Below are 22929 nucleotides of genomic sequence, written 5' to 3'. Positions count from 1 at the left end.
TTGGGATATAGCTGACTCGAACAGCTGACCTCCACGATGTCAACGTGGCGCTCTAACCAACTGAGCTAATACCCCGTAAAGAAAAGAGACCTTTATACTATCTTATGGAAGATTTTAAAACAACTTAAATGCAAATAACAGTAGAGCATTGGGGGTATAAAATATTTTTTAATATTATTTTTTCAATCTATCTAAGCGCCCCAGATGGTATTTCATATCTCATAAAAACGCCTCATCACAGATCAATAAAATATTGATATCATAACATGTTTTTTACTTTGATTTTAGATGATGCAACGCACGCTAGAAGCCCCCCCCCCCCCTCATTGTAGCCATTCTCTTTATAGTCATCGTAACCTTACCTAAGGCCTTAAAGCTAGCTACTTAAGAAACTCTAGCTGCTTTAGCAAAAAGCCTCTAAGACCAAGTGGATAAATATAGGCATTATCTCTTATAAAACTCTTACTTCACATAAGTTTTGGATTAAGACAAAAATATTTTTTATCTAACCCAAAATTTACGCTAATCTATTAACCCTGCTAAGAAAACTGAAGTGTAAATTGAGGATCTTCTAGAGCAGTTTTTTGATATAAAAACACATCTGCTTTCCCCCAATTAAACTCCACCTGAAAAGAAGGGGTTAAAGAGCTTGTATTTGCACCTGTAAGAGAAGATGAAAGAGGCTCATCAATGGTTAAAATACGGCTATGAAGAGGAAGTGTTTTAAACTTCTCCTCAAGCATTTTAAGTGTCTCATCTGAATAGGTAATACCGTAGAGATAGATACAGGTTGCGCAGCTTAAATCAAAATCTAAAAAGTTTTTGCAAATGAAGGAGACATTTTTCTTTGCATGAGACCTTGAAAGCGCCCTTGCTTTTTGCATAAAAGAGGCAGTAAGATCAATCCCTATCCCCTTACAATGAAAAAATGTAGAGAGAAAAAAGACGCCTCTTCCCCTCCCGCATCCTAAATCCATAAAAACATCTGAAGCTGTCAGATTTGCTTTTTTTCCCATCAGCTCAAATGCTCTAAGAGGCGTTTCTCCGTAAGGAAACACTTTAGATTCTAGATAAGGATTGCTGCTCTCTAGAAGCTTGCTGTCGAGATTTTTAAAGGTTTTATCGTGATAGAGGTTTAATCTGACCCATCTTTGCTCTTTCCACTCAAAAAAGGGCACTTTAAGCCGGTAGTAAAGGATTTCTATTCCCTCTTTGAGGATAGATAAAAACCTTGAGATTTTTTTCAAAGAAAGAGCTCTAGAGTTTTCTGTTTGCATCATCATGAAAGGAGATTAGCTAGATAAAAAAGTTATGGGTTAACTTGGGAAGAGTTCTAGGAGAGTTCCCAAGGTAGTTATGGAGTAAAAATTAACACTCAGGAACATTTACTGGGACATGAAGCGCAAGGCCTGCCTCTGATGTTTCCTTATAAGTTCCCTTCATGTCTTCTCCCGTCTGGCGCATCGCTTTAATCACTTGATCAAGAGACACTCTATGAGTGCCATCTCCTCTTAAGGCAAGTTTAGAGCTTGTAATGGCTTGAATGGCTCCCATGGTATTTCTTTCAATACAAGGAATCTGCACAAGACCTGCAACAGGATCACAGGTCAGCCCTAAATGGTGCTCCATGCCAATCTCTGCAGCATTTTCAATCTGCCCATTTGTTCCATTTAATGCAGATGTGAGTCCTGCTGCTGCCATAGAGCAGGCAACCCCAATTTCTCCCTGACAGCCCATTTCTGCAGCAGAAATAGAGGCGCCAAGTTTATAAAGCGTTCCCATCGCTGTGGCTGTTAAAAAGAACCGAATAATCCCCTCTTCTGTAGGATTTGGAGTAAATTCTAGATAATATCTTAAAACAGCTGGAATCACACCTGCAGCTCCATTGGTTGGAGCTGTGACCACTCTACCACCTGCTGCGTTTTCTTCATTCACAGAAAGCGCAAATAAACTGACCCAATCCATAAACTCTGTAGGGTCGTTGACATTGCCATTTGTGGAGAGCTGCTGATAAAGACCTGGCGCTCTTCTTTTTACCTCAAGGCCGCCCGGCAAAATCCCTTCTTGAAAAAAGCCTCTTTCAATTGAGCCATTCATCGCTTCCCAGATGCGTAAAATGCCTTCTCTTACCTGGTGTTCAGGCCTTAGAGCTTTTTCATTTTCCATGACGATATCATGGATCATCATCTGCTTTTGCTCACAATGTTGAAGAAGCTCTTGATACGTTTTAAAAGGGTAGGGCATGAGATCAATACTCTCTTCTGCGCTAGAGTGCTGAAGATGTTCATGAGAAACAACAAACCCTCCTCCAACAGAGTAGTAAAGTTGATTGATCATAACCTTGTCATCCAGATCAAACGCTTTAAATCTCAGAGCATTAGAGTGGTAGGGAAGTCTTTTACCTTTATGAAAAATGAGATCTTGCCTGGTATCAAAAGAGATGGGATATTCTCCCATGAGAGTCAGTTCTTGATGCTGAGAGATAGATGCCGTGCGGTATTCCACAATATCAGGATCTACATCTTCAGGAGTCTCTCCCTCTAATCCAAGTAAGACAGCTTTATCTGTCCCATGCCCAATTCCTGTCATCGCTAAAGAGCCATACAGCTCTACTGTCACTTTTTTTACAGAGCAAATAGTGCCTTTTTCTTTCAGCATATTTCCAAATAAACGCGCCGCTCTCATCGGACCTACCGTATGAGAACTTGAAGGGCCTATCCCAATTGAGAAAAGCTGAAAAAGGCTAACCATAAAAACTCTTAGAAGTTTAGTTGTATTTTTTGGATCACAGTTTTATCGCATTCATTTTTCCTGAGAAGAGATTAGTTTGCAAGAAAAGCAATTAAGCTCCTACAATGTTTGCTCATGCCAACAAAATATATTTTCGTTACAGGCGGAGTCGTTTCTTCGTTAGGAAAGGGACTCACTGCTGCCTCGATTGCCATGCTATTAGAAAAGCGTAAGCTTAAAGTAGAGATGCTCAAACTCGACCCTTATCTCAATGTCGATCCAGGAACCATGAACCCTTTTGAGCATGGAGAAGTGTATGTCACAGATGATGGAGCTGAGACAGATCTTGATCTAGGTCACTACTATAGGTTCACTGAATCCACGATTTCTAAAAACTCTAACGTCACCTCCGGTCAAATTTACGACGCTGTCATTAAGCAAGAGCGGCGCGGAGACTATCAAGGGAAAACCGTTCAAGTGGTCCCTCATGTGACAGATGAGATTAAAAGAAGAATACTCCGTGTGGCAAACTCCCCCACTCATCCCGATGTTGTGATGATTGAAATTGGAGGAACAGTTGGAGATATCGAATCACTTCCTTTTCTTGAAGCGATTCGTCAATTTAGACTAGAGCACTTTGATAACTGCCTTAACATTCACCTCACCTATGTTCCCTACTTAAGTGCAGCAGGAGAAGTGAAAACAAAGCCGTCTCAACACTCCATTCAAACATTAAGGGGTATTGGGATTATTCCTGATATGATTTTATGCCGCTGTGAACAGCCACTCCCCAGTGAAATTAAAAATAAAATCAGTCTCTTTTGCAGTGTTAAAAGGGAATTTGTCATGGATGAAGTGGATGTCAAAGACTCGATCTATGAGGTTCCTTTAAGTCTTCATGAACAAGAAGTGGATCTTAAAGTGATCGAATTCTTAAAGCTTCCTCTTCATGATATTAATCTATCCCACTGGGAATCGATGGTCCACAAACTCAAAAACCCGGTAAAAAAGATTAAAATTGGGGTTGTGGGAAAATACATGCAGTTTCAAGAAGCTTATAAATCTGTTTTTGAAGCGCTCTCTCATGCAGCGATTGATCAAGAGATGGAACTTGAAATTTGCCCTTTTGAATCGGATAAAATCGAGGACTACTTAACTGCTCAGCAAACCATCCAAGGGTGTGATGGCTATCTTGTTCCTGGAGGATTTGGGAAAAGAGGGTGGATGGGGAAAATCTTTACAGCGCAATATTGTAGAGAAAATAACATCCCTTATTTTGGTATTTGCTTAGGGCTTCAAGTGATGTGCGTCGAATTTGCAAAGCATGTGCTCCATTTAACTGAGGCTAACTCAACTGAAATGGATCCTTATACCCCTCATCCGGTGATTTGCCTTTTAAACGAGCAAAAAGGAATCGAGCAGCTAGGGGGCACCATGAGACTTGGCGCCTACCCTTGTCACCTAAAAGAGGGATCTAAAGCGATGAAAGCTTACGGTGTTCAAGAGATTTCAGAAAGACATAGACACCGGTTTGAAGTGAATCAATTGTTTAAAACAAGGCTGCAAGATCAAGGACTGATCGTTTCAGGACTTCTTCCTGGAAGAGATTTATGTGAAATTGTGGAGCTTACCGACCACCCTTGGATGGTAGGGGTTCAGTTTCACCCTGAGTTTAAATCCAAACCAGGCAGCCCTCACCCTCTTTTTCAAAGCTTCATTAAAGCAGCTTTTGAACATAGGATACGTCATGGGTAAAATGATTGGGCTTGACTTTGGCACGGTACGGATTGGGGTTGCTATATCAGATGAGCGGCAAATCGTTGCAAGACCGCTGGGCATTTTGAAAAATGATGCGGCATTTTTTCATGAAATGCAAAAAATAGTCCTTCGTGAAGGAAAAGTGGACCAATTTGTGTTAGGACTCCCTCTTAAACTGAGCGGTCAAGACAGCTCCATGACAGAACTTGCAAGAGCGTTTGCCCCCCGACTTGAACAAGAGCTCTCTTTACCGGTCGCTCTTTGGGATGAAAGACTCACCTCAGCTTATGCTGAAAGATCTCTCATGGAACAAGGCATGAGCCGAAAGAAAAGAGTTAAAGTCACGGACGCTTTAGCTGCCGTGATTATCTTACAGTCTTATCTTGACCGGTGTGATTTCTCTTTACCTCCTTTATGAATTTCCCTCTTTTTTGAAAATGATACGGTAGGCTAAAGGGAGCTTTTCAATTTTAAATAACATTTATGGCTACTATGAACACTTTGCATGAAAAAACTCAAAAACGGTTTACCGAACCTTGCATCATTACAATTTTTGGAGCCACAGGCGATCTGACAGCGCGTAAGCTGATTCCAGCCATTTATGAACTCTTAAAAGAAGGGCTTCTCCCTTCTCAATTTGTGTGTATCGGGTTTGCTAGAAGAGTGAAAACAGATCAAGAGTTTCGTCAAGAAATGCGCCTTGCCATCCAAGAGTTTTCAAGATCCAAACCTCTTGATCAAGAGTTATGGGCCCATTTTGAAAATCATCTTTTTTATCATGAAGCTGCCTTTCCCGAGCTAGAAGGGTATCACCGCCTTAAAAAAACTCTTCAAGAGCTGGATATCAAGTTTGGAACAAAAGGAAACCGCATTTTCTATCTTGCAACACCTCCTAGTTACTTTCCTCTCATCTGTGATAACTTGAAAAAAAGCGATCTGATTTATGACGAAGATGACGCATCACCTTGGTCTAGAGTGATTATTGAAAAACCGTTTGGACACGATTTTCCCTCTGCTAGCAACTTACAAAAATCCCTTCTTCTCTCACTCAAAGAAGATCAAATATACCGTATTGATCATTGGCTAGGAAAAGAGACCGTGCAAAATCTACTCGTGTTTAGGTTTGCAAACTCTATCTTTGAATCTCTATGGAATAATCGGTACATTGATCATATCCAGGTCACTGTAGCTGAAGATTTAGGGATTGGAACGCGGGGTCTTTTTTGGGAAGAGACCGGTCTTTTACGAGATATTGTACAAAATCACGTCATGCAGCTCCTCTCTTTAATTGCGATGGAGCCTCCTGTCACCTTAGACGCTGAGGCAATCCGGAATGAAAAAGTCAAAGTGCTTCAAGCTATGCGGCCTCTTACCCCTGAAAACATCATTAGAGCGCAATACGCCTCAGGGATCATTCATGAACAAGAGGTTTTATCTTATAGAGAAGAAAAGAGTGTGGATCCGCTTTCTTCTGTAGAAACCTATTGCGCTCTTAAACTCCATATTGATAACTGGAGATGGGCAGATGTTCCTTTCTATATTAGAGCAGGGAAAAGGCTTCCTAAAAAAACCACAGAAGTGGCGATTATCTTTAAAAATCCCCCCTCCATTCTTTTTCAACAAGATGCAGCTAAAAATAGCCCCAATGTCCTTGTCTTACGGATCCAACCCGATGAAAGCATCTCGTTAAAAATGCATTGTAAAGTGCCAGGGCTTACCCATGCACTGCAACCTGTGAAGATGGATTTTAAATACGGATCATATTTTGGAATGACGCCTCCTGAGGCGTATGAAAGGCTCATTTATGATGCCATCATGGGAGACTCTACACTCTTTGCAAGCCAAGATGAAGTGCTTTTATCTTGGAAACTCTTCTCTCCTGTACTGGATTTATGGAAAGAGCAAAAAAGTGACGCTCTCTTCACCTACCCAGCAGGAAGCTGGGGCCCCAAAGAGGCAGATGATCTTCTTGAGCGAGATGGGAAAAAGTGGAGAGTTGTGTAATGGGGATATCCTGACCTTTATCATGCTCCATTTAATACGCAGTTTTATTCTATCCTTAACTATTTAAATCAAAAGATCTAAGATGGCCCTACCCTACGCTAACAGGCATATTGAACCTAATAGAGAATCAGCTACGCTATTTGCTGCTCATCACTTTGTCACTTGCTATCAAAAAGCTGTAGATCACCACGGTTTTTTTACGGTTGCTCTCTCTGGAGGAAGTACTCCTTCTGCTGTGTATCAAATGCTCTCTAAACCGCCTTTTTCTGATTTAATTATGTGGGATAAGGTGCATCTTTTCTGGAGTGATGAAAGAGCTACTTCTCCCTCTTCTTCAGAGAGTAACTACCATATGGCGATGGAATCAGGATTTAAAGACATGCCGATTCCCCCTTCTCAAATCCACCGTATGGTGGCAGAAGAAGATCTTGAGCTGAATGCAAAACGGTATGAAGAGCTTCTTCATCTCACGCTTTTTAAGGGCGCCTTTGATCTTATCTTACTTGGGATGGGAGATGATGGTCATACAGCTTCTCTCTTTCCCTTAACAAAAGGGATTTTATGCACCGATCGTCAAGTGATTGCTAACTATATTCCTCAAAAAAATTGCTGGCGTATGACGCTGACCTTCCCTTGCATTAATCAAGCTGAAAACACTGTTTTTTATGTTTTAGGAGCGTCTAAAGCTTTCATGGTAGAGCAAGTGTTTCACTCCTCAAATGTTTTTCCTTGTCAGCAAGTGGGGTCACGTTTACACCCAGCCCTATGGATTATGGATCAAGCTGCAGCTGCAGCCCTTTAACTCATCTTATAAGCTTAACGGGGCTCTTTTTCTATAAAAGCAGCTACTTCTAAAATTTGGACTAAAAAGCTCTTTTATCTCTAGAGATCACACACCTCTAGACTGTAAATCCTCTGCTGAAAGCGTATTCTAAAATCCTATCCTAAACGCCTATTTTACTATCTCTTTTCACCAAGATAGCCATTTCATATCTCTTAAAAACCTATCCCCTATCCAGCTATAAATAATTGAGATGAAAGTAAAAGAAGATCTATTTTAAAAACAAATTAATTAATGCAAATTTAAAACAATTAATAATTAACATATTTACAATAATTACATTTATTAGTTAATATATTAACAATAATGAAATTACAACATTCAATAATCAACATTATAACAAAATTCCATCACACTCTTTTTATGGAGAAAAGCTCTATACACTTCATGATTGACCTCTTATCTCAATATAAGAAGGGGATACCCCGTTTTGATCACACCTTTTTTGCTTTAAAAATAAACATGCTCTCTAGAGATTGATCGCAAGTTTTAGCCTGTGCTTAACCCCTATTCTCATTGAAGTAGCAAAGAATAATTTTTTATCTTTTAAAAAGTCTTATTAAAAAAAATAGCCCTAAGAGGTTTGATGCATCCAATAATAAGAGAGAATACAAAAGCCATAAGGCTTCTTTTATTTACAAAAGAGAAAGCAGATAGTCATCAATGATGCATAAATTAATCAACTCTCTTGCAATAAAGCATAAGTAAAATAAATTTAACAAACTTTTTATTATAGGAATAAATCATGAGTTGCCAGATTCCCTCCAATATCTTCTTATATTCTCAAAAAACAAGCTCTAATTTTCTCCCGTCTACAATCTCCTTACAAGAGGGAAAGCGGCTTCTTCAACAGCTCATCCCAGGAAGCTTTGAACATGCACAACTACAAACGATTTTTCTTAAAACGGCAGGGATTTTTGAAATCACTGTCAAGGGCACCTCTTATAAAATTGATACCGTTTCTCATCAGTGTAAACTACTTGGAGGATTTGGAGGATCAGAACATGCAGCCATTGGAGAAGCGATTTCCCTTCAAGGATTAGAGGGAGATCAAACTGTTTTAACAGTTGGATCCCATCAACTCAAATTTTCTCATATCGTAGCACTAGCTGGCGATTTTTACGCTATTCCAGGAGAGGCGATTTCACTGCCTGGCGGGGATGATAACGCAAAAACGGTGCGATTTCAAAACGCCTTTAATACTCTTGTCAAGGCAGATCATGAAGAGCTGAAGGCGATCCTTGCTGAAATTGCTAAAGAATCAAGGGAGGTTAAAGAGTCAGGAACTCCCCATCATTGCTATAGCCACTGCACTGCTAAAGGAATGCATGCCCTTAAACAGATCAAAAAAGACTACCAAGAGCTTCTCATTGATAATAGTGATCATTTTGAAAAAAACGCTGAAGATGCTTACCGTATTGGGCATACTCTTGCTCTTCAAGTGGCAAAAGAGGCTGGGCACACTCAAAATTTAGAAAAGCTGAAAGAGGCTTATGCTCTTGATGCTTTTGCATGTCACTTTCTCACAGATCTCTTTGCTGCAGGTCATATCCGCAATCAACGCGGTGATCTTGAGGTATTTCTTAGAGATGAGCTCAAAATTCCTCTAAAGATGAGTAAGAAATTAGCTGGAGTGTTAACAGGGGCTCAGCATGAAGAAGATGGAAACAATGGACTTGATGTTCAAAATCAAGAGGGAAAAACATGGAGATCTTATGGAGATGGGTTTTACTTTTCTCCAAAAAGCCGTGCAAATAAAGAAAGAGTCATTGAAGCAACTCAGCGATCAGCTGATGAAATCTATATGGCCTATAGTCACCCAGATGACGCTATTATCTCAGCTGTTCATATGCTGATTCCTCGCCCTTTAGACTCTAATCCTTATCCTCTTTATGCAGTTAAAGAAAATACCCTGATCCTCTATAACGGTCATACAGCCCATCCTGTAAAAAAAGGAATCTTTTCCTCAAAAGATATTCTCTCTCATGCTCTTAAATACTTACCTCAATCTTATATCAATGGATTTATCCTTCCAGAGCAAGAACTCTCTCCTTGGGTCTCTAAATTAATATCCCCTCAATTGACGCGAATCATGGGAGCTTGCTGGAGTATGATAGGGGCTGCCACGTATCACCAAGTTCATGCAGAAAACCGTCAGCTTAATACTAAAATCGATGAGATGGCAGCCACAGTAAAAAAAGTCTATGACAATACAAACACAGACTTAGATAGACTATATAGTATCAATGCCGCAATACATCAACAAATTAATATAGAAAGTCGTCAGCTTAATCCTAAAATCGATGCAATAGCAATGACTGTGAAAGAAGTGTATGATCATGCCACTGTAGCCTTAGATGAGCTATATAGTGTGAGAGTAGCTCTTAGTAGGCTCCTCAAAGAAGATTGTTGGAAGGAATTTAGGAAAGCAGAATCTAAAATTAAAGATGTTTTACATGGGTATCAATATTTACCTAAAATGTGGTTTCATCAGCAGGAAGAACAACTTAAAAAACTCTCTAATGCTCTTAATACCTTATCACGTTTCTGTATGGAAACAGATGAGACAGGTAGAGGCGCTCTTTTAGCCAATTACAAAAAAGAGCTAAAAAAAGATCTGCCCAATGCAACCGATGATGAAATTCAAATTCTTACCACTTTATGGTTTAGACAACTTTTAGAGCTTCAGGCACAAGCTATTGCTGTATATCACCTCTCCACTCATTTAGATGGAGGTATAAAAGAGTTTGAGACAATTTTGAATAATCAATTAGAAATAAATAAGAGCCTGCTTGATGAAACACTTGTGATGAGTTCTTCTCATCATATTCTTCAATATGAGATGCCTAACATACCCAAGCAGCTTGCCATTGTGCAAAAAGATGGCTTAGCGCTTGAGCACGCAAGTGAGGCATTAAAAAATAATAAACAAATTGTTCTGGCTGCTGTAAAGAATAATTGGCAAGCACTTAAGTATGCAAATGATAAATTAAAAGATGATCCAGATGTTGTCTTAGCTGCTATAGAGAAGAGCGGTTACGCACTTGAGTATGCAAGTGCAAGATTAAAAAATGATAAGGAATTTATCCTTCCCATTTTAAAGAAGCACGATTGGACATTTGAGTTTATCAGTGATGAATTAAAAGATGACCTAAATATTGCCCGTGTTGTCTTAGAAGAAGATGGATGGGCGCTTCAGTATGTCAGTGAGAGATTAAAAAAAGATAAGCCATTTATTCTTAAGACTTTAGAGAGAGTTGAAGATGGACTTGAGTATGTTAGTGAAGCATTCCAAGATGACTTAGATGTTGTCCTTCTTTCTATAAAAAAATCTGGAAGAGAATTTCGGTACGCAAGTGAGCGGTTAAAAAATGATCCAACTATTGTCCTTACTGCTGTGAAGGGGTATGGAGAGGCGCTTGAGCATGCAAGTACAAGATTAAAAAATGATAGAGAGTTTGTTCTTACCGCTATGAAGATAAATGGGAGTGGGCTTAAGCATGTCGGTGAGGCATTAAAAAATGACCCAGAAATTGTCCTTGCTGCTGTAAAGACAGGTTTAGGAGCATTTAACTATGCAAGTGAAGAGTTGAAAAATAATAGAGAGTTTGCTCTTAAAGCTATACAAGAACATGAATCATCATTTTACTATGTAAATGAGAATTTAAAAAATGATAAAAAATTTATTTTTAGCGCTTTGGAAAGAAATGGGCTCGTACTTGAGTATATGAGCACAACGTTAAAAAATGATAAAGAAATCGTTCTAGCTGCTGTAAAAGAAAATGAAGAAGCATTTGAATACGCAAGTGATGAGTTAAAAAATAATCCTGATTTTGTTCTAGCCAATATACAGAATATTGGATGGACACTTCAGTATGTAAGTGCAAGTTTAAAAAATAATAAGACTTTTATTCTTGAAGTCGTGAAGAAAAATGGAATGGCGCTTATGCATGTAAGTGATGCATTAAAAAAGGATGAAGAAACCGCTCTTGCTGCTGTAAACAACGATGAGCTTGCATTTTATTACGTAAATAAGGAATTAAAAAATAATGAGGAATTTATGCTTATCGCCTTGAAAAACAATGATGGTGCATTTTTTTATGCAAGCGAGGAGTTAAAAAGCAATCGAAAGTTTATCCTTAAGGCTATACAGATAAATAAAAAGACGTTTTATCATATAAGTCAGGCATTAAAGAATGATCCAGAAATAATCCTTGCTGCTGAGCAAGAAAAATGGATGCATTACACTGATTGATAAATACATTGCAAAATCAAGCAAAAATAGATCAATTTTCATAGCTGTTCAGATATACCCTCTGTATAAACATGTATTTGAACAGCTCCTTTGTTATTTCTAGTACAGAACTGACGCATTAAAAATGACTGATAACCGTGTAGACTAAAAATCTCTAAGCTTGAGAGGGGGCGTGTCTATTACTTAGCTTATCCAAAATCCACTCTCTTTACTCCGTCAATTTGAGATAGTTAAAGATCCTCATAGAGAGACACATAAAAAATATCCTCTTCTCAATACCTTTGTTGCTATTTTACCAGATCAATAAAGCTGGTATGAAATTCATGCTTTTTGTTTAGTCAATTGTAATTATTCAGATACCCTCTCTTGAGAAGACGTGAAAATTATATAAAAATGCCTAAAACAACATATTTTTTATTAAAAATTGCCTTTTAAAGCTATGAGAAAGCGCTTTTTTTAAGAAAATGAGGAAGTATCTGAACAGTTACAATATTTTTTTAATATTTAAAAATCTATTTGCATTTCTTATAGAAAACTCTAAATGAGGGATTTTTTTCTTTCAGATATCAAGAAAATCCTCTATTATCCAATTTAGTTTAAGGCTCAAAACTACGCTTATTTCAATATCAATCTCTTTACTCAACAAAAACAAATAGTTTTTGTTGCACTTATTAATACTATACGATTAAAATTTCTGATCGTTGATAGAGAAAAAAATGAAAAATATCTCTAATCATAATTTGACACTGTTTAAAAATGATCAATTGGAGGTCCTCAATATGTCTATGAATGGAACAACACCTACTGGCTCTCACTCAATCTTCTCCCCTCTAACACCTAGCTTAGAGTCCAAACTTCATATAATGGCCGATTGGGGAACTTCTGATGAATGGACTGATCGTCATATTAAAGCACCTTTTCAAGCAATTAACGTCATAGTTTCTTTAACTTGTTTTACATTAAAATCTTTGGGATCGGTATTTTTAACTCCTTTTCACTCTTTTACCAAAAGTCCTTCTGAAACCACTCCTCATGCCTGGTCTTCACTTGAAAATAGCAGTATTGCCTTGATTCAAATTGCAGCTGTTGTGTGTGTTGCTGTACTGGGAATCTTTAAACCTCAAACTTTCTACCGTTTATTTAAAAAAGAATCACAAGCATCAACTTCGCCTATCTCTAATTCTCAACCAGGCATCACTCCTCAACTCATCTCTACCCCTCCTTCTCATTCTCAGTTAAATATTACTCCGCAAGCTACAGTTAATAGTAATGACTGCGTAAATTCAGCAATACCTAAAGAGCAGCGTATAAAAGAAATAACTGTTCAGCTAGCAGAAGCTCAAGAAGAGCGTATAAAAGAAATAACTCTTGACCTCGAAAAAACTCAAGAACAGCTAAAATTAAAAGAGCAAGAAATGCTAGAACTTACAGAAAAATGCTCTACATTAAATCTTGAATCCACGTCCTTACAATATCAACTCAAAAAAGCCAAGGAAGATATTGAGACTAGTAAAAATACTGAACTGAGTAATATACAAAAAATAGTTTCTAAAATTAAAAACGCCCCTGAAGTAACAATCGATATCAATTCAGAAACGACAAGTGAAATTTCTAAAAAAATCTTAACGGAAATTGTAAAAATTTTCAAAGAAAGCTCTAAGTCAACAAAATGCAATGATTTAATTTTAAAACTTTTGAAAGAAGATTTAACAATAACCAATACCAGCCAATTTTCTGAAACAGGCAAAAACATCGTTAATGAAATTATATTATTAAAAACTAATCTTACTCAAAAGAGGGCAGGTGTTACAAAAGTTATTTCGGATAGTAATAACGTTCAAAAACATTCATCAGAGGTAACCGATACATCAGCCATTCAATTAAGCAAAGCTCTAATAAATTACGATATTACTAATACTCTCTATACCAAATTAAAGGCTAATTTAAAAACAGCACTTAGTGCTAATCAAACAGCAAGAGTGGTAGCAAGAGCGAAAAATACAGAAGATTTAAAAGAGATCCTTACAAAACTGATTGGAGAACTGGGAACCATTATCGATAATCAAGCCATTGTTGAAGAGCAAGCTGCTAAGGAACAAGCTGCTAGGGAGAAAGCTCTTACAGAAAAAAATTCCCCAAAGTCACGTTAATTATACTTCATTATTTTTTATCTAAGGTCCTATAAAAACTTATAGGACCTTTGACCCTTGTTTGTCCTCTATTATTTGCTCAAAAGTTTTTAACTTTTTATAAAGTTTCTCTATCTTCATTTTAACATTGATGAAATATCGAATATTATTTAAAGTTTATTCAAAAATATTTGTTTTTTATTAAAAATGCTTTAACCACAGGTTTTTATGTCTTCTAATACAGATTATTCTTCAATGCGTACTCTTATCCCTTCCCCCACTTATACTGTAGATAAAATTGGATTTGGAGTAGGTTTAACTCTAGGAGTGAGCGGAATAGCTTACAAACTCATGTCTAATCAAGAATCTCAAGTAGGAACTCTTGGTATCATCTCTACAGTTGCCCTCTCTACCTTTGGTCTCATCCGGGTAAAACAACATCTAGATCATAAAGTCTTTTCTGGTGACGTTAAACCAACTCTTTCTGAACCTCAGGAAAATATCAATACCTTAACGACTAACTGTGAAAATACTGAAGAAGCTTTGAATAATGAAAATTCTATTCTTTCAGAAAAAGAAGAAACTCTTGACTCTTTAAAACTCTCTTATAATGCATTAATAGAAGAACATAATAAGTTTAAAGCTGCCTATAAAGCTCTTGATCAAGAGCGCTCTAATCTAGAAACAAAAGTCTATAGTCTAGAAGATGAATTAGACGAACTGCGAGATAACTTTGATAAATTAGAAGATGATTTTAATAATGCTCAAAGAGTTGTTGATGAAAAAAATGATGCCATCGAATTGCTTGAAATACAGCTGCAGTATAGACAACAAGTGGCTGACTCCTCCCAATCTCATATTGATCATATGTTACAACTAATGGATGAACTTGAAGATACACTTGACACTAATAAGAAAGCTAAATACATCCAACAAATAAAATCCACAGTAGCTAATCTTAAAAGCCAAACACCCTCAGGATCTTCAGGAAGCTCGAATGCAAGTACTCCTTCAAAATCCTCACGAACAATTCTTCATCGAACTCCAACAAAAAACTGGACGCCAACAAAAACACCAAGAAAAGATCGTAGTAATAATCTACACATTCAATTCCAAAACGTAAATGACTAACCATAAAAAAAGCCTCTTCTAAATAGAAGAGGCTTTTTTTTGATCAAATCTTTATGTAAGTGATTACACTCTCGTAAACACAAGATAAAGACCATGCACTCCGCTTGCAATTGACTGAACAGCCATTGCAGCAAGAAGAAGTCCTCCAATCCGGGTTACAATGTTAATCCCTGTATGCTTAAGCACTCTTTCAATGCGGGTCGCAAAGTAAAGAACCACTCCAATCACAATCGCTACACAAACGCCGCAAAGCATCATTACAACACGGTCTAAATACCCTGTCCACATGGATGCTCCCATGATAGCTGTTGTCATCGCACCAGGCCCTGCAATGATGGGCATTGCAAGAGGAACTACTGCAATAGAGGCTTTATTCATAGCTTCATCTTCATCTTCTTTTGTTTGTTGAATGCGGCTTGGCTGAGCATTTAACATAGAAAGAGCAATGAGTCCAATGACAAAACCGCCAGCAACCTGAAACGCAGGAATATGAATTCCTAAAAGATTCAGTAAAGGAAGTCCAATCCATGTGACAACTGTAAGAATGACAATCACGGCTAAAGTTGCTGTGATGACAATGCTTTTTTTATCTTTCTCAGATCTCCCATAAGTGAGATTGAGTAAGGCTGGAAGTGCTGCAATAGGATTACATATAATAAATAAAGAGATTAAATAATTAATAACATCTGATATTTCCATAGATTCACCGTCCTGTTTTTATTGAGGAAAAGTCTTATCTAGAGTACTCTTTCAATCAAATTAATACAAAACTTCTCTTTTTCACTCTTGCTATAAAGGCATTTTTTTCTTAAAAAATCTTGCCTCTTAAGCAAGATACGATGTTTATATATGAGGAATTTACCATGTACAATGAAGCTCTTTTCCTCTCCCAAATTGGTATGATCTTGATCTCTGTTATATGCGCTAAACGGCTAGGAAGAGAGGCGCTTTTAACATTAGCTATTTTTTTAGCCTTATTTGCAAATCTCTTTGTCCTTAAACAAATGACTCTATTTGGGCTGTGTGTCACGTGCAGCGATGCCTATGTCATTGGGCACCTTCTTTGTCTTAATCTTTTGCAACAGCAGTATGGGTTAAATGCAGCTAAACAAGTGACTGTCCTCTCGTTTGGAGCCATGCTTCTCTTTTCGCTTTGCTCGCAAATGCATTTAAGCTTTATGCCCAGTGAGAGCGACTATGCTCATGCACATTATCAAGCGATTTTAGGAATCACACCCAGACTTCTTTTAGCTTCCCTTGTCACCTTTTACACCGTTCAACAACTGGATTTATTTTTGTTTCGGTTTCTGATGAAAGTGTGGCCTCACGCTTCATGGGGAGCGCGCTCTTCTACTTCCTTAATTATTTCTCAAGCGTGTGATACACTCCTCTTTACACTTCTTGGCCTTTATGGGGTAGTGGAGAGTTGGACCTCAATTTTTTGGATGAGTTTTGGAATTAAATGTTGTATCATATCTGTCATGACTCTTCTTTTTCCCACCCGTAATATAAGTTCTTATGAAATTTGAAATCACTTATCAATCCCGTAAATCCCGGGCAAGAGTAGGTAAAATTTATACCGCTCATGGAGTCATTGACACTCCTAATTTTGTGGCTGTTGGGACAAATGGCGCGCTTAAAGCACTTGATAGCAAGCAAGTTGAGACCATTGGCCTTCAGCTCATGTTTTGTAACACCTACCATCTCATGCTGCAGCCAGGAACCTCTAAAGTCAAAGAGGCAGGAGGGATTCATCAATTTATCAATAGACCCCTTCCGATCATTACAGATTCGGGGGGATTTCAAGTGTTTAGCCTAGCTTATGGATCTGTGGCAAGTGAGCTTAAAAGCCAAGGGACAAAAAAAACAGATGGAAGCGTTTTAAAAATTACAGAAGACGGGGTTTTATTTCGGTCTTACCGAGATGGCAAGAAAATATTACTTACCCCTGAGAGCTCCATTGAAGCTCAAAAAGATTTAGGCGCTGATATCATTATTCCTTTTGATGAACTCCCTCCCTACCATATTGAGAAAAGAGCGCTTGTAGAGTCTTTAGAAAGAACGCATAGATGGGAAAAAAGATCGTTAGAGGCTCACCTAAAAAACCCCATGCATCAATCGATGTATGCGGTGATTCATGGAGGTGTGGATAAAGAGCTAAGAGAAAAAAGTTGTCATACACTTAGAGAGCTCCCTTTTGATGGCTTTGCCATTGGAGGAAGTGTAGGGAAAAATAAAGAGGAGATGATTGCAATGCTCACATCAACGCTTCCTCATCTGCCTTACTTAGCCCCAAATCATTTACTTGGGATTGCAGATCTTCCCTCGATTGACGCTTGCATTCCTTTAGGCATTGACACCTTTGATAGTTGCTACCCGACAAGAAGTGCAAGACATGGATGCGCCCTTTCTTCTAGGGGAAATATTCACCTCACTCAAGGAAAGTACAGCTCTTTATTTCGCCCTATTGATGAAGAGTGCTCTTGCTACACCTGTAAACACTATACAGTGGCTTACCTTAACCACCTTTTTAAAGCTAAAGAGATTAGCGCGCTCACGTTAACGACCATTCATAATCTCCATTTTATGGTTAAATTGATGGAAAATTACCGGGAATCCATTTACTCAGGCAAAATTTGAGACACCTCTTCTAACTGGTTTTTATAACATCTGTAGCAAGCAGGTAAATATTTTTCTTCAAGCCCCATCTGAACAGATGGCCCTTCAAGAGTGGCTTTACCCCCAAGATGCTTTAAGTTGACGATAGATTTACGGTTACAAAAGAAACACGTCGCTTTCACCTCTTCAATCGAGTCAGCAAGCTCCATGAGCCTTAATGAGCCAGGGAAAAGATGGGTTCTAAAATCGGTCCTCAGTCCATAGCAAATAACAGGAATGTTTTTCTCTTGTGCAATGTCTCTTAACTCATTAATGTGCTGTCTTGATAAAAACTGCGCTTCATCGACAAGAACGCAGCTAATATCTTCAAATGCAAATTCTAAAAGAGATGTTGTCTCTCCTACTAAGATATCTGCTGTCATTTGAAGACCAGCTCTTGATTGAATCTGATCTTGACCAAAACGGGTATCTACACTCGGCTTCACAAGAACCACTTTTTTTCCCTGTTGGCGGTAATTATGTGCCACTGCTAATAAATTAAGCGTCTTTGCGCTCCCTACTGTTCCATATCGAAAATAAAGCTTTGCCATCTGTTTTTCCAAGTTACTATTGTGTTTTAAGTTCTTACCCATAAATAGGTTACCCAATAGCCATTTTTTTGAGGAGCTTTCAATCACAAATTACGCCTCTTTATGAGTCTCTTTTAAAAAATGGAGCTTAAAAATCTCTTCTCAAATGCCAGGGCACCTCCTTTTGCTTGTTCTCATTTCTCTGATGCCTATTCTCTTTTTCTCTTGGATTTTTCTTGAAGTGTCTCTTTTTATCCAAAATCACCCCTATTTTACAGTTCTTTCTTGATTCATTCTCGATTCTCGTCTACAATTTCACCTTTCACGATTTGGAGATCTTTTATGGTACGTATGAGTAAACAATCCGAGCGGCGCGCGAAAAGCCCCCACCGCCCTCGTTCTAAAGCAACTAAAACAGGACCGAAAAAAGACGATTTACCACAAGGCTTTAAGTTTCATGCTACAGCTATTGGGGATTCATCTCTTTCAACTAAACTGTTTATCCCTAAGAAAATAGGTTAAAAATATGACACGTCATCGTAGTTATGGAAGATCCAGTCAATCTGGAACAAAAAGAAATGTTTTAAAACGTTATGAACGCATCGACGTTTTACGAAAGCTCGGTAAATGGAAAGACGAAACCAACAAAACAGTAACTGGGCTTCCCAAGACCCCAATCCCCACATAACGGTTACTAACCGTCAAAGAGCGATTGTCATTGATCCAGCTTCCGTCAAGAAGCTGGTTTCTTTCTTTTTAAAGGAGAAGAAGATTTCCTGTCAGGAGATTTCTGTCTACTTTGTGGGAAAGAAAAAAATCTGTGAAATCCACGGTCAATTTTTTCAAGATCCCTCTCCTACAGATTGCATGACATTTCCTATGAATCACTATTTTTTAGGAGAATGTGTGATCTGCCCTCAAATTGCTCTTGAAGTCAATCCTGAGGCTCCTTACGAAGAAATCTCTCACTATCTTATTCACTGTCTTCTTCACCTCATCGGCTATGAAGATACGGAAAAAGCCAAACAGAGGAAAATGCGTAAAGAAGAATACCGAATCCTTAACTTAGCCAAGGAAGCAGAGTGTCTACTGCAAGCTTAATCCTCTCTCTTTTTTTTCTCTTCGGAGGAGCTATCTTAGCAGGCTTTACCGCCTCCATTCAGCAAATAGGAAAACGTAAACTTAAAGAAGAGTTAAGGCACGGTCAAACCCCGTTTTTCTTTCAACACATTTTAAAAACCTTTCTTGGAAAGTGGACATGGGACGCCCTATTTTTAAGCTTGAGCTTTTCTAAACACTTCTTTCATCTTTGTTACGGGATCACAGCTCTTTTCTTTCTCCTTTTAAAGCCTTCTTTCTCACAGCTTATTCACTCGTTTGATCAAGGGATTTTTCCTGTGTCTAATGGTCTTTGGATCACAGCCTTTCTCATTGTCATTCCCCTACCTTCTCTTCTTCTTGATCTCATCTTAAAAAGTTTCTCCGTTAAGAAAAAGCTCTTATCGTTTCGCATCTTTTCTAGATTGGCCTCATTTTATTTAACATTCACACTCCCCATCACTATTCCTATTGTGAAAATTGTCTCTTCTTTAGCTTTAAGAAAAGAGGGCAACTCCTCAACGGAAAACTCGGTGTATGATCTCATTTTAGAAATGATCCACGAATCAGATGTCTCTTCTGCTTTAGACCCTCAAGAGAAAAATTTGATTGTTTCTGTGGCTAATTTCACTAAACGGTGCGTGAGAGAAGTGATGGTTCCTCGGATTAATATCATGGCTCTTTCTTTAGAAACTTCTTTAGAAGAGACAGCAAAACTCTTTCTTTTAGAGCGTTACAGTAGAATACCTGTTTATCAAGACACCATTGATCATATTGTTGGCGTTCTTCTCTATAAAGATGTCCTCTCAGCTTACACTGAGGAAGATCCTCACTCTTCCATTAAGTCTTTAATGAAGCCTGTCTTATATACACCTGAGATGAAAAAAATATCGATTCTTTTGCAAGAATTTCGAAGTAAACAGCTTCACCTAGCTATCGTGGTAGATGAATACGGAGGAACAGAGGGTATTGTCACCATTGAAGATATTTTAGAAGAGCTTGTAGGGGAAATTGCAGATGAAGATGACGCTAGCCAAGAGCTTTTATTTTCCCATATTCCTTCTGGAGGGTGGATTGTCGATGCCAGGATGACGATTTTAGATATTGAAAAAGAGCTCTTCATCCACATCCCTCCAAGTCCTGAATACGACACTTTAGGAGGGTACATTTATCATCAAGCAAAATCGATTCCTTCTAAGGGATGGCGCCTTCACCACGACAATTTTGATCTCGAGATTTTAAGCTCTGATGAAAGGTCTTTAGAAAAAATCAAAATTCTCCCCTCTCCCATTGTAGATTAATCATATGAGATAGTGATCAAGATACTTCACATACCCATGATAGAACTGATTTCTTTTTAAATGCATGAGAGACATTCTTTTCTTAATCTTAAGAGTTATAGGAAGAAAAAAACTTCTTCCTGATCTCCATAGAAATGATCACACTTACGATGAGCATAAGGAAAAGTAAGGGAGGCACTTCATAGATAAAACTCAGCACCATTTTTGCTCCAATGAGAAGTAAAATCAATCCTAAAGTCCCTTGAAACTTCTCGATATTTTCTAAATAAGGAATCAAGGCAAAATAAAGAGAGCGAAGCCCTAAAATAGCACAAATATTAGACGTATAGGCAATAAAAAGATTGTGAGTGATTCCAAAAACAAGCGGGACAGAATCTAGCGCAAAAATAAGATCAACTCCTTCAATACAAAAAAGAGCTACCGCTAGAAGCGTCCATTTAAACTTCCCCTCCTCTCTAACATAGAGCCTATTTTGATTAAGAACTTCTGCAATAGGTAAATGCTTTTTAAAAAAATGAAGGGTTTTTTGATAATCAAAAGGAGAAGTTGATGACCCAAAAAACTTAATGCCCATGTACATGATCCCAAATCCCATCAGATAAAGAAGTGGATGAAACCAACTCAAAATCTTGATCCCAAGTCCAATTAAGCTTAACCGAAATACACTAGCTCCTAAAATACCCCAGGTAAGAACCCACCTTTCCTGTAGTAAAGAGAGTTTGAAATAAGAAAAAATCCACGCAAAAACACACAAATTATCCACACTTAAAAGCTTTTCTACAGCATACGCTGTAAAAAACTCTAAAGCTAAGTCGCTTCCCATCTTCCAATAAATGATCCCGTTCCAAATCAACGTGAGAATAATCCATAGAAAACTTCTAAAGAGCGCTTGAAAAGAAGAGGAGATTTTAAGAGTGAGGTCAATGAAAAATAGGGTGACAAAAATAACGTGAAAAATGATCCAAAACATGATTTACTCTCTCTATTATACTCTTAAAGCGCCTTATAAAAAGCCTCCTTTTGAAAAACGGCTCTCTTATGTCCTATTTTCTAACTACCACCCTCAATCATTCATGAGAATTGGATCTTATCCATTTTTTAACACCGTGCCCCTTTAAACCCTAGCTTTTTATCTCTAGCTCTTGCTTGCCTTGATTTTCTAAAGACCAAGCAACTTTTACGCATGAAAACATACCTTACTTCACAAAAATCAAATGTATTTTAACTTTTTAAAGGAGAATTGACCCTATGCCTACATATTTTAATATTTTTTATCTATAGCATTTTAATCAAGGGTTTTCGTATTCTCATTTTAACGCCTGATAAAAAAAGGATGCTCTATGATAAATTTTATACTCAAAACAGCTAGTTATTTAACTCCAGCTTATTGTTCATCTGGAGTTGAAGCCGCAAAATATTTAATGGGGAAAAGTCAATTTATCTCTTCTACGGATAAAAAGATTGCAGCTGCTGCTGTAGTCGCTTTTGCCTATCCTACAGCCGTGGCGATCTTTAATAAAATCACAGGAGAAAAGTCTTCTCCCTTTCTATCCAATATACTCCCTCTTATCAATCCTCTTGCTCACACATACAAGTATTCCGTCGGTCTTTGCAAAGATCAAATGAATACTTTAAGTAATTCTAAAGTATTGTCAACAAAGTGGAATGTCGCCGCCATCAAATTATTAGCCATACTTTTCCTCACGGGGCGCCCTGCATGGACCCTAGGAGAAAAGATTACAAATAAGTTTTTTTAATCTCTATCTACCTCAAAACCTAGATGACCCATCTAGGTTTTGAGTTTTTTCTCCCTTTTTTTACATGTTTTGATAGCGACTCTAGGTGTTAATCAATCTTTAAAGCGCCCTCTTTGTCATCATACCTTCTTCTAAAGAAGATAAGTTCGATTCTTCATTCGTTATTGTTTTAAATATGCTTTTTATTAAATTTTCATCTATTATTGATATTGTCATTTAATTAATGAGGAATTCATGATCAATTTAATGAAACAAACAGCTAGTTATTTTATTCCCGCCTATTGTACATCAGGATTTGCTATAGCAAAGTATTTAGTAGGTCAAAGCAAACAGATTTCGCCTACAGATAAAAAAATTATGGCTGCTGCGTTAGTAGCTATTTTATACCCTGCTGCAGTAGCTATTTTTAGAGAAATCAGCTCAACGAGGAAAACACCTAATTTTTTACGTGATATTTTCCCCTTTGTCTCTCCTCTTGGCTGTGCTTACCAATATTCATTTCGGTATTTGGCTGTAAAAATCCCTAAACTGATTCATCCAGACGAGGGAAAAGGTCTTTTCTCCAAAAAATGGAATAAGACTGCCATCAAATTGATGACAGTCCTTTTCTTCACCAGCCGTCCTGTATATCTTTTTCAAGATAAACTTTTTAATAAAATGCTCTAATCTTCTCTTACCAACCTAGGCCTTAAGAGTCTAGGTTGAGATTTTTTCTTCCTCTTTAATTTTTATTTTCA

General features: G+C 37.8%; 21 protein-coding genes and 1 tRNA gene. 16 read left to right on the top strand and 6 right to left on the bottom strand.

The features are described 5' to 3' along the window. Position 1 precedes the first annotated feature (1 nt). The 3 genes from ACI7T6_RS02410 to ACI7T6_RS02400 all read right to left on the bottom strand — a co-directional run bounded on the left by ACI7T6_RS02410 (position 2) and on the right by ACI7T6_RS02400 (position 2751). Positions 2-75, bottom strand: a tRNA-Val gene (locus ACI7T6_RS02410). A 464-nt stretch (positions 76-539) separates the two neighbouring features. Next, complete coding sequence (locus ACI7T6_RS02405; RefSeq protein WP_404666000.1) at positions 540-1283, bottom strand: SAM-dependent methyltransferase; 744 nt, start codon at positions 1281-1283, stop codon at positions 540-542. A gap of 85 nt (positions 1284-1368) precedes the next feature. Further along, positions 1369-2751, bottom strand: a complete 1383-nt coding sequence (locus ACI7T6_RS02400) for an L-serine ammonia-lyase (protein ID WP_404665999.1) — start codon at positions 2749-2751, stop codon at positions 1369-1371. Positions 2752-2865: 114 nt separating this feature from the next. Here ACI7T6_RS02400 and ACI7T6_RS02395 point away from each other — a divergent pair, with 114 nt between their 5' ends. The 7 genes from ACI7T6_RS02395 (at position 2866) to ACI7T6_RS02365 (ending at position 14848) form a co-directional block, all read left to right on the top strand. Further along, the gene (locus ACI7T6_RS02395) at positions 2866-4485 is read left to right on the top strand and encodes a CTP synthase (RefSeq protein ID WP_404665998.1); all 1620 of its coding nucleotides are present in this window, start codon (positions 2866-2868) and stop codon (positions 4483-4485) included. After that, positions 4478-4906: a Holliday junction resolvase RuvX gene (gene ruvX, locus ACI7T6_RS02390; RefSeq protein WP_404665997.1), complete on the top strand. Its 429-nt coding sequence runs from the start codon at positions 4478-4480 to the stop codon at positions 4904-4906. The genes ACI7T6_RS02395 and ruvX overlap by 8 nt, the downstream gene beginning before the upstream one ends. 74 nt (positions 4907-4980) lie before the next feature. Then, entirely contained in the window at positions 4981-6492 is a 1512-nt protein-coding gene (gene zwf, locus ACI7T6_RS02385; protein ID WP_404666122.1) for a glucose-6-phosphate dehydrogenase, read from the top strand. A gap of 82 nt (positions 6493-6574) precedes the next feature. Further along, positions 6575-7294: a 6-phosphogluconolactonase gene (gene pgl / locus ACI7T6_RS02380; protein ID WP_404665996.1), complete on the top strand. Its 720-nt coding sequence runs from the start codon at positions 6575-6577 to the stop codon at positions 7292-7294. Between the two features lie 784 nt (positions 7295-8078). Further along, positions 8079-11588 carry a DUF4116 domain-containing protein gene (locus tag ACI7T6_RS02375; protein WP_404665995.1) on the top strand — a complete coding sequence of 1170 codons (3510 nt, stop codon included), beginning with the start codon at positions 8079-8081 and terminating at the stop codon, positions 11586-11588. A gap of 716 nt (positions 11589-12304) precedes the next feature. Then, positions 12305-13738: a hypothetical protein gene (locus tag ACI7T6_RS02370; RefSeq protein ID WP_404665994.1), complete on the top strand. Its 1434-nt coding sequence runs from the start codon at positions 12305-12307 to the stop codon at positions 13736-13738. 207 nt (positions 13739-13945) lie between these two features. Beyond that, positions 13946-14848 carry a hypothetical protein gene (locus ACI7T6_RS02365; protein ID WP_404665993.1) on the top strand — a complete coding sequence of 301 codons (903 nt, stop codon included), beginning with the start codon at positions 13946-13948 and terminating at the stop codon, positions 14846-14848. 63 nt (positions 14849-14911) lie between these two features. Here ACI7T6_RS02365 and ACI7T6_RS02360 read toward each other — a convergent pair whose 3' ends face one another. Further along, positions 14912-15547 carry a MarC family protein gene (locus ACI7T6_RS02360; RefSeq protein ID WP_404665992.1) on the bottom strand — a complete coding sequence of 212 codons (636 nt, stop codon included), beginning with the start codon at positions 15545-15547 and terminating at the stop codon, positions 14912-14914. Between the two features lie 164 nt (positions 15548-15711). Here ACI7T6_RS02360 and ACI7T6_RS02355 point away from each other — a divergent pair, with 164 nt between their 5' ends. Both ACI7T6_RS02355 and tgt read left to right on the top strand, forming a co-directional pair. Then, positions 15712-16377: a queuosine precursor transporter gene (locus ACI7T6_RS02355; RefSeq protein ID WP_404665991.1), complete on the top strand. Its 666-nt coding sequence runs from the start codon at positions 15712-15714 to the stop codon at positions 16375-16377. Continuing rightward, on the top strand, positions 16367-17488 hold the full coding sequence (gene tgt / locus ACI7T6_RS02350; protein ID WP_404665990.1) for a tRNA guanosine(34) transglycosylase Tgt: 1122 nt from the start codon (positions 16367-16369) through the stop codon (positions 17486-17488). The genes ACI7T6_RS02355 and tgt overlap by 11 nt, the downstream gene beginning before the upstream one ends. Here tgt and ACI7T6_RS02345 read toward each other — a convergent pair. Next, complete coding sequence (locus ACI7T6_RS02345) at positions 17470-18144, bottom strand: thymidine kinase (protein ID WP_404665989.1); 675 nt, start codon at positions 18142-18144, stop codon at positions 17470-17472. The two genes, tgt and ACI7T6_RS02345, sit on opposite strands and share 19 nt — an antisense overlap. A gap of 234 nt (positions 18145-18378) precedes the next feature. On the opposite strand from ACI7T6_RS02345, the gene ACI7T6_RS02340 reads away from it, so the two are divergent. Genes ACI7T6_RS02340 through ACI7T6_RS02325 form a run of 4 tightly spaced genes read left to right on the top strand, consistent with a single transcriptional unit; the run spans position 18379 to position 20435 of the window. Then, positions 18379-18558 carry a hypothetical protein gene (locus ACI7T6_RS02340; RefSeq protein WP_404665988.1) on the top strand — a complete coding sequence of 60 codons (180 nt, stop codon included), beginning with the start codon at positions 18379-18381 and terminating at the stop codon, positions 18556-18558. A gap of 4 nt (positions 18559-18562) precedes the next feature. Continuing rightward, on the top strand, positions 18563-18724 hold the full coding sequence (locus ACI7T6_RS02335; protein WP_404665987.1) for a small basic protein: 162 nt from the start codon (positions 18563-18565) through the stop codon (positions 18722-18724). After that, positions 18664-19137: an rRNA maturation RNase YbeY gene (gene ybeY / locus ACI7T6_RS02330; protein WP_404665986.1), complete on the top strand. Its 474-nt coding sequence runs from the start codon at positions 18664-18666 to the stop codon at positions 19135-19137. Before ACI7T6_RS02335 ends, ybeY begins: the two co-directional genes overlap by 61 nt. Next, positions 19119-20435, top strand: a complete 1317-nt coding sequence (locus ACI7T6_RS02325) for a hemolysin family protein (protein WP_404665985.1) — start codon at positions 19119-19121, stop codon at positions 20433-20435. Before ybeY ends, ACI7T6_RS02325 begins: the two co-directional genes overlap by 19 nt. An 88-nt stretch (positions 20436-20523) precedes the next feature. On the opposite strand, the gene ACI7T6_RS02320 is transcribed toward ACI7T6_RS02325, so the two are convergent. Continuing rightward, complete coding sequence (locus tag ACI7T6_RS02320) at positions 20524-21405, bottom strand: TerC family protein (protein WP_404665984.1); 882 nt, start codon at positions 21403-21405, stop codon at positions 20524-20526. Here ACI7T6_RS02320 and ACI7T6_RS02315 point away from each other — a divergent pair. The 3 genes from ACI7T6_RS02315 (at position 21404) to ACI7T6_RS02305 (ending at position 22858) form a co-directional block, all read left to right on the top strand. Beyond that, the gene (locus ACI7T6_RS02315; protein WP_404665983.1) at positions 21404-21553 is read left to right on the top strand and encodes a hypothetical protein; all 150 of its coding nucleotides are present in this window, start codon (positions 21404-21406) and stop codon (positions 21551-21553) included. The two genes, ACI7T6_RS02320 and ACI7T6_RS02315, sit on opposite strands and share 2 nt — an antisense overlap. Positions 21554-21775: 222 nt before the next feature. Further along, positions 21776-22192 (top strand): hypothetical protein, encoded by a 417-nt coding sequence (locus ACI7T6_RS02310; protein ID WP_404665982.1) that lies wholly within the window; start codon positions 21776-21778, stop codon positions 22190-22192. A 234-nt stretch (positions 22193-22426) separates the two neighbouring features. Next, the gene (locus tag ACI7T6_RS02305) at positions 22427-22858 is read left to right on the top strand and encodes a hypothetical protein (RefSeq protein ID WP_404665981.1); all 432 of its coding nucleotides are present in this window, start codon (positions 22427-22429) and stop codon (positions 22856-22858) included. Positions 22859-22929 lie beyond the last annotated feature (71 nt).

The organism is Rhabdochlamydiaceae symbiont of Dictyostelium giganteum (assembly GCF_964291045.1).
Classification (GTDB): Bacteria; Chlamydiota; Chlamydiia; order Chlamydiales; family Rhabdochlamydiaceae; genus PALSA-1444.
Note: the sequence above shows the minus strand (reverse complement) of the source record. Positions and strands in the feature narration are given on the sequence as shown.

Coding starts and splice junctions, on each gene's coding strand:
- ACI7T6_RS02340 (WP_404665988.1), top strand. CDS start 18,379: ATGGTACGTATGAGTAAACAATCCGAGCGGCGCGCGAAAAGCCCCCAC.
- zwf (WP_404666122.1), top strand. CDS start 4,981: ATGAACACTTTGCATGAAAAAACTCAAAAACGGTTTACCGAACCTTGC.
- ACI7T6_RS02305 (WP_404665981.1), top strand. CDS start 22,427: ATGATCAATTTAATGAAACAAACAGCTAGTTATTTTATTCCCGCCTAT.
- ACI7T6_RS02375 (WP_404665995.1), top strand. CDS start 8,079: ATGAGTTGCCAGATTCCCTCCAATATCTTCTTATATTCTCAAAAAACA.
- ruvX (WP_404665997.1), top strand. CDS start 4,478: ATGGGTAAAATGATTGGGCTTGACTTTGGCACGGTACGGATTGGGGTT.
- ACI7T6_RS02355 (WP_404665991.1), top strand. CDS start 15,712: ATGTACAATGAAGCTCTTTTCCTCTCCCAAATTGGTATGATCTTGATC.
- ybeY (WP_404665986.1), top strand. CDS start 18,664: ATGGAAAGACGAAACCAACAAAACAGTAACTGGGCTTCCCAAGACCCC.
- ACI7T6_RS02315 (WP_404665983.1), top strand. CDS start 21,404: ATGATTTACTCTCTCTATTATACTCTTAAAGCGCCTTATAAAAAGCCT.
- tgt (WP_404665990.1), top strand. CDS start 16,367: ATGAAATTTGAAATCACTTATCAATCCCGTAAATCCCGGGCAAGAGTA.
- ACI7T6_RS02360 (WP_404665992.1), bottom strand. CDS start 15,547: ATGGAAATATCAGATGTTATTAATTATTTAATCTCTTTATTTATTATA.
- ACI7T6_RS02395 (WP_404665998.1), top strand. CDS start 2,866: ATGCCAACAAAATATATTTTCGTTACAGGCGGAGTCGTTTCTTCGTTA.
- ACI7T6_RS02310 (WP_404665982.1), top strand. CDS start 21,776: ATGATAAATTTTATACTCAAAACAGCTAGTTATTTAACTCCAGCTTAT.
- ACI7T6_RS02335 (WP_404665987.1), top strand. CDS start 18,563: ATGACACGTCATCGTAGTTATGGAAGATCCAGTCAATCTGGAACAAAA.
- ACI7T6_RS02370 (WP_404665994.1), top strand. CDS start 12,305: ATGAAAAATATCTCTAATCATAATTTGACACTGTTTAAAAATGATCAA.
- ACI7T6_RS02400 (WP_404665999.1), bottom strand. CDS start 2,751: ATGGTTAGCCTTTTTCAGCTTTTCTCAATTGGGATAGGCCCTTCAAGT.
- ACI7T6_RS02320 (WP_404665984.1), bottom strand. CDS start 21,405: ATGTTTTGGATCATTTTTCACGTTATTTTTGTCACCCTATTTTTCATT.
- ACI7T6_RS02405 (WP_404666000.1), bottom strand. CDS start 1,283: ATGATGATGCAAACAGAAAACTCTAGAGCTCTTTCTTTGAAAAAAATC.
- ACI7T6_RS02365 (WP_404665993.1), top strand. CDS start 13,946: ATGTCTTCTAATACAGATTATTCTTCAATGCGTACTCTTATCCCTTCC.
- pgl (WP_404665996.1), top strand. CDS start 6,575: ATGGCCCTACCCTACGCTAACAGGCATATTGAACCTAATAGAGAATCA.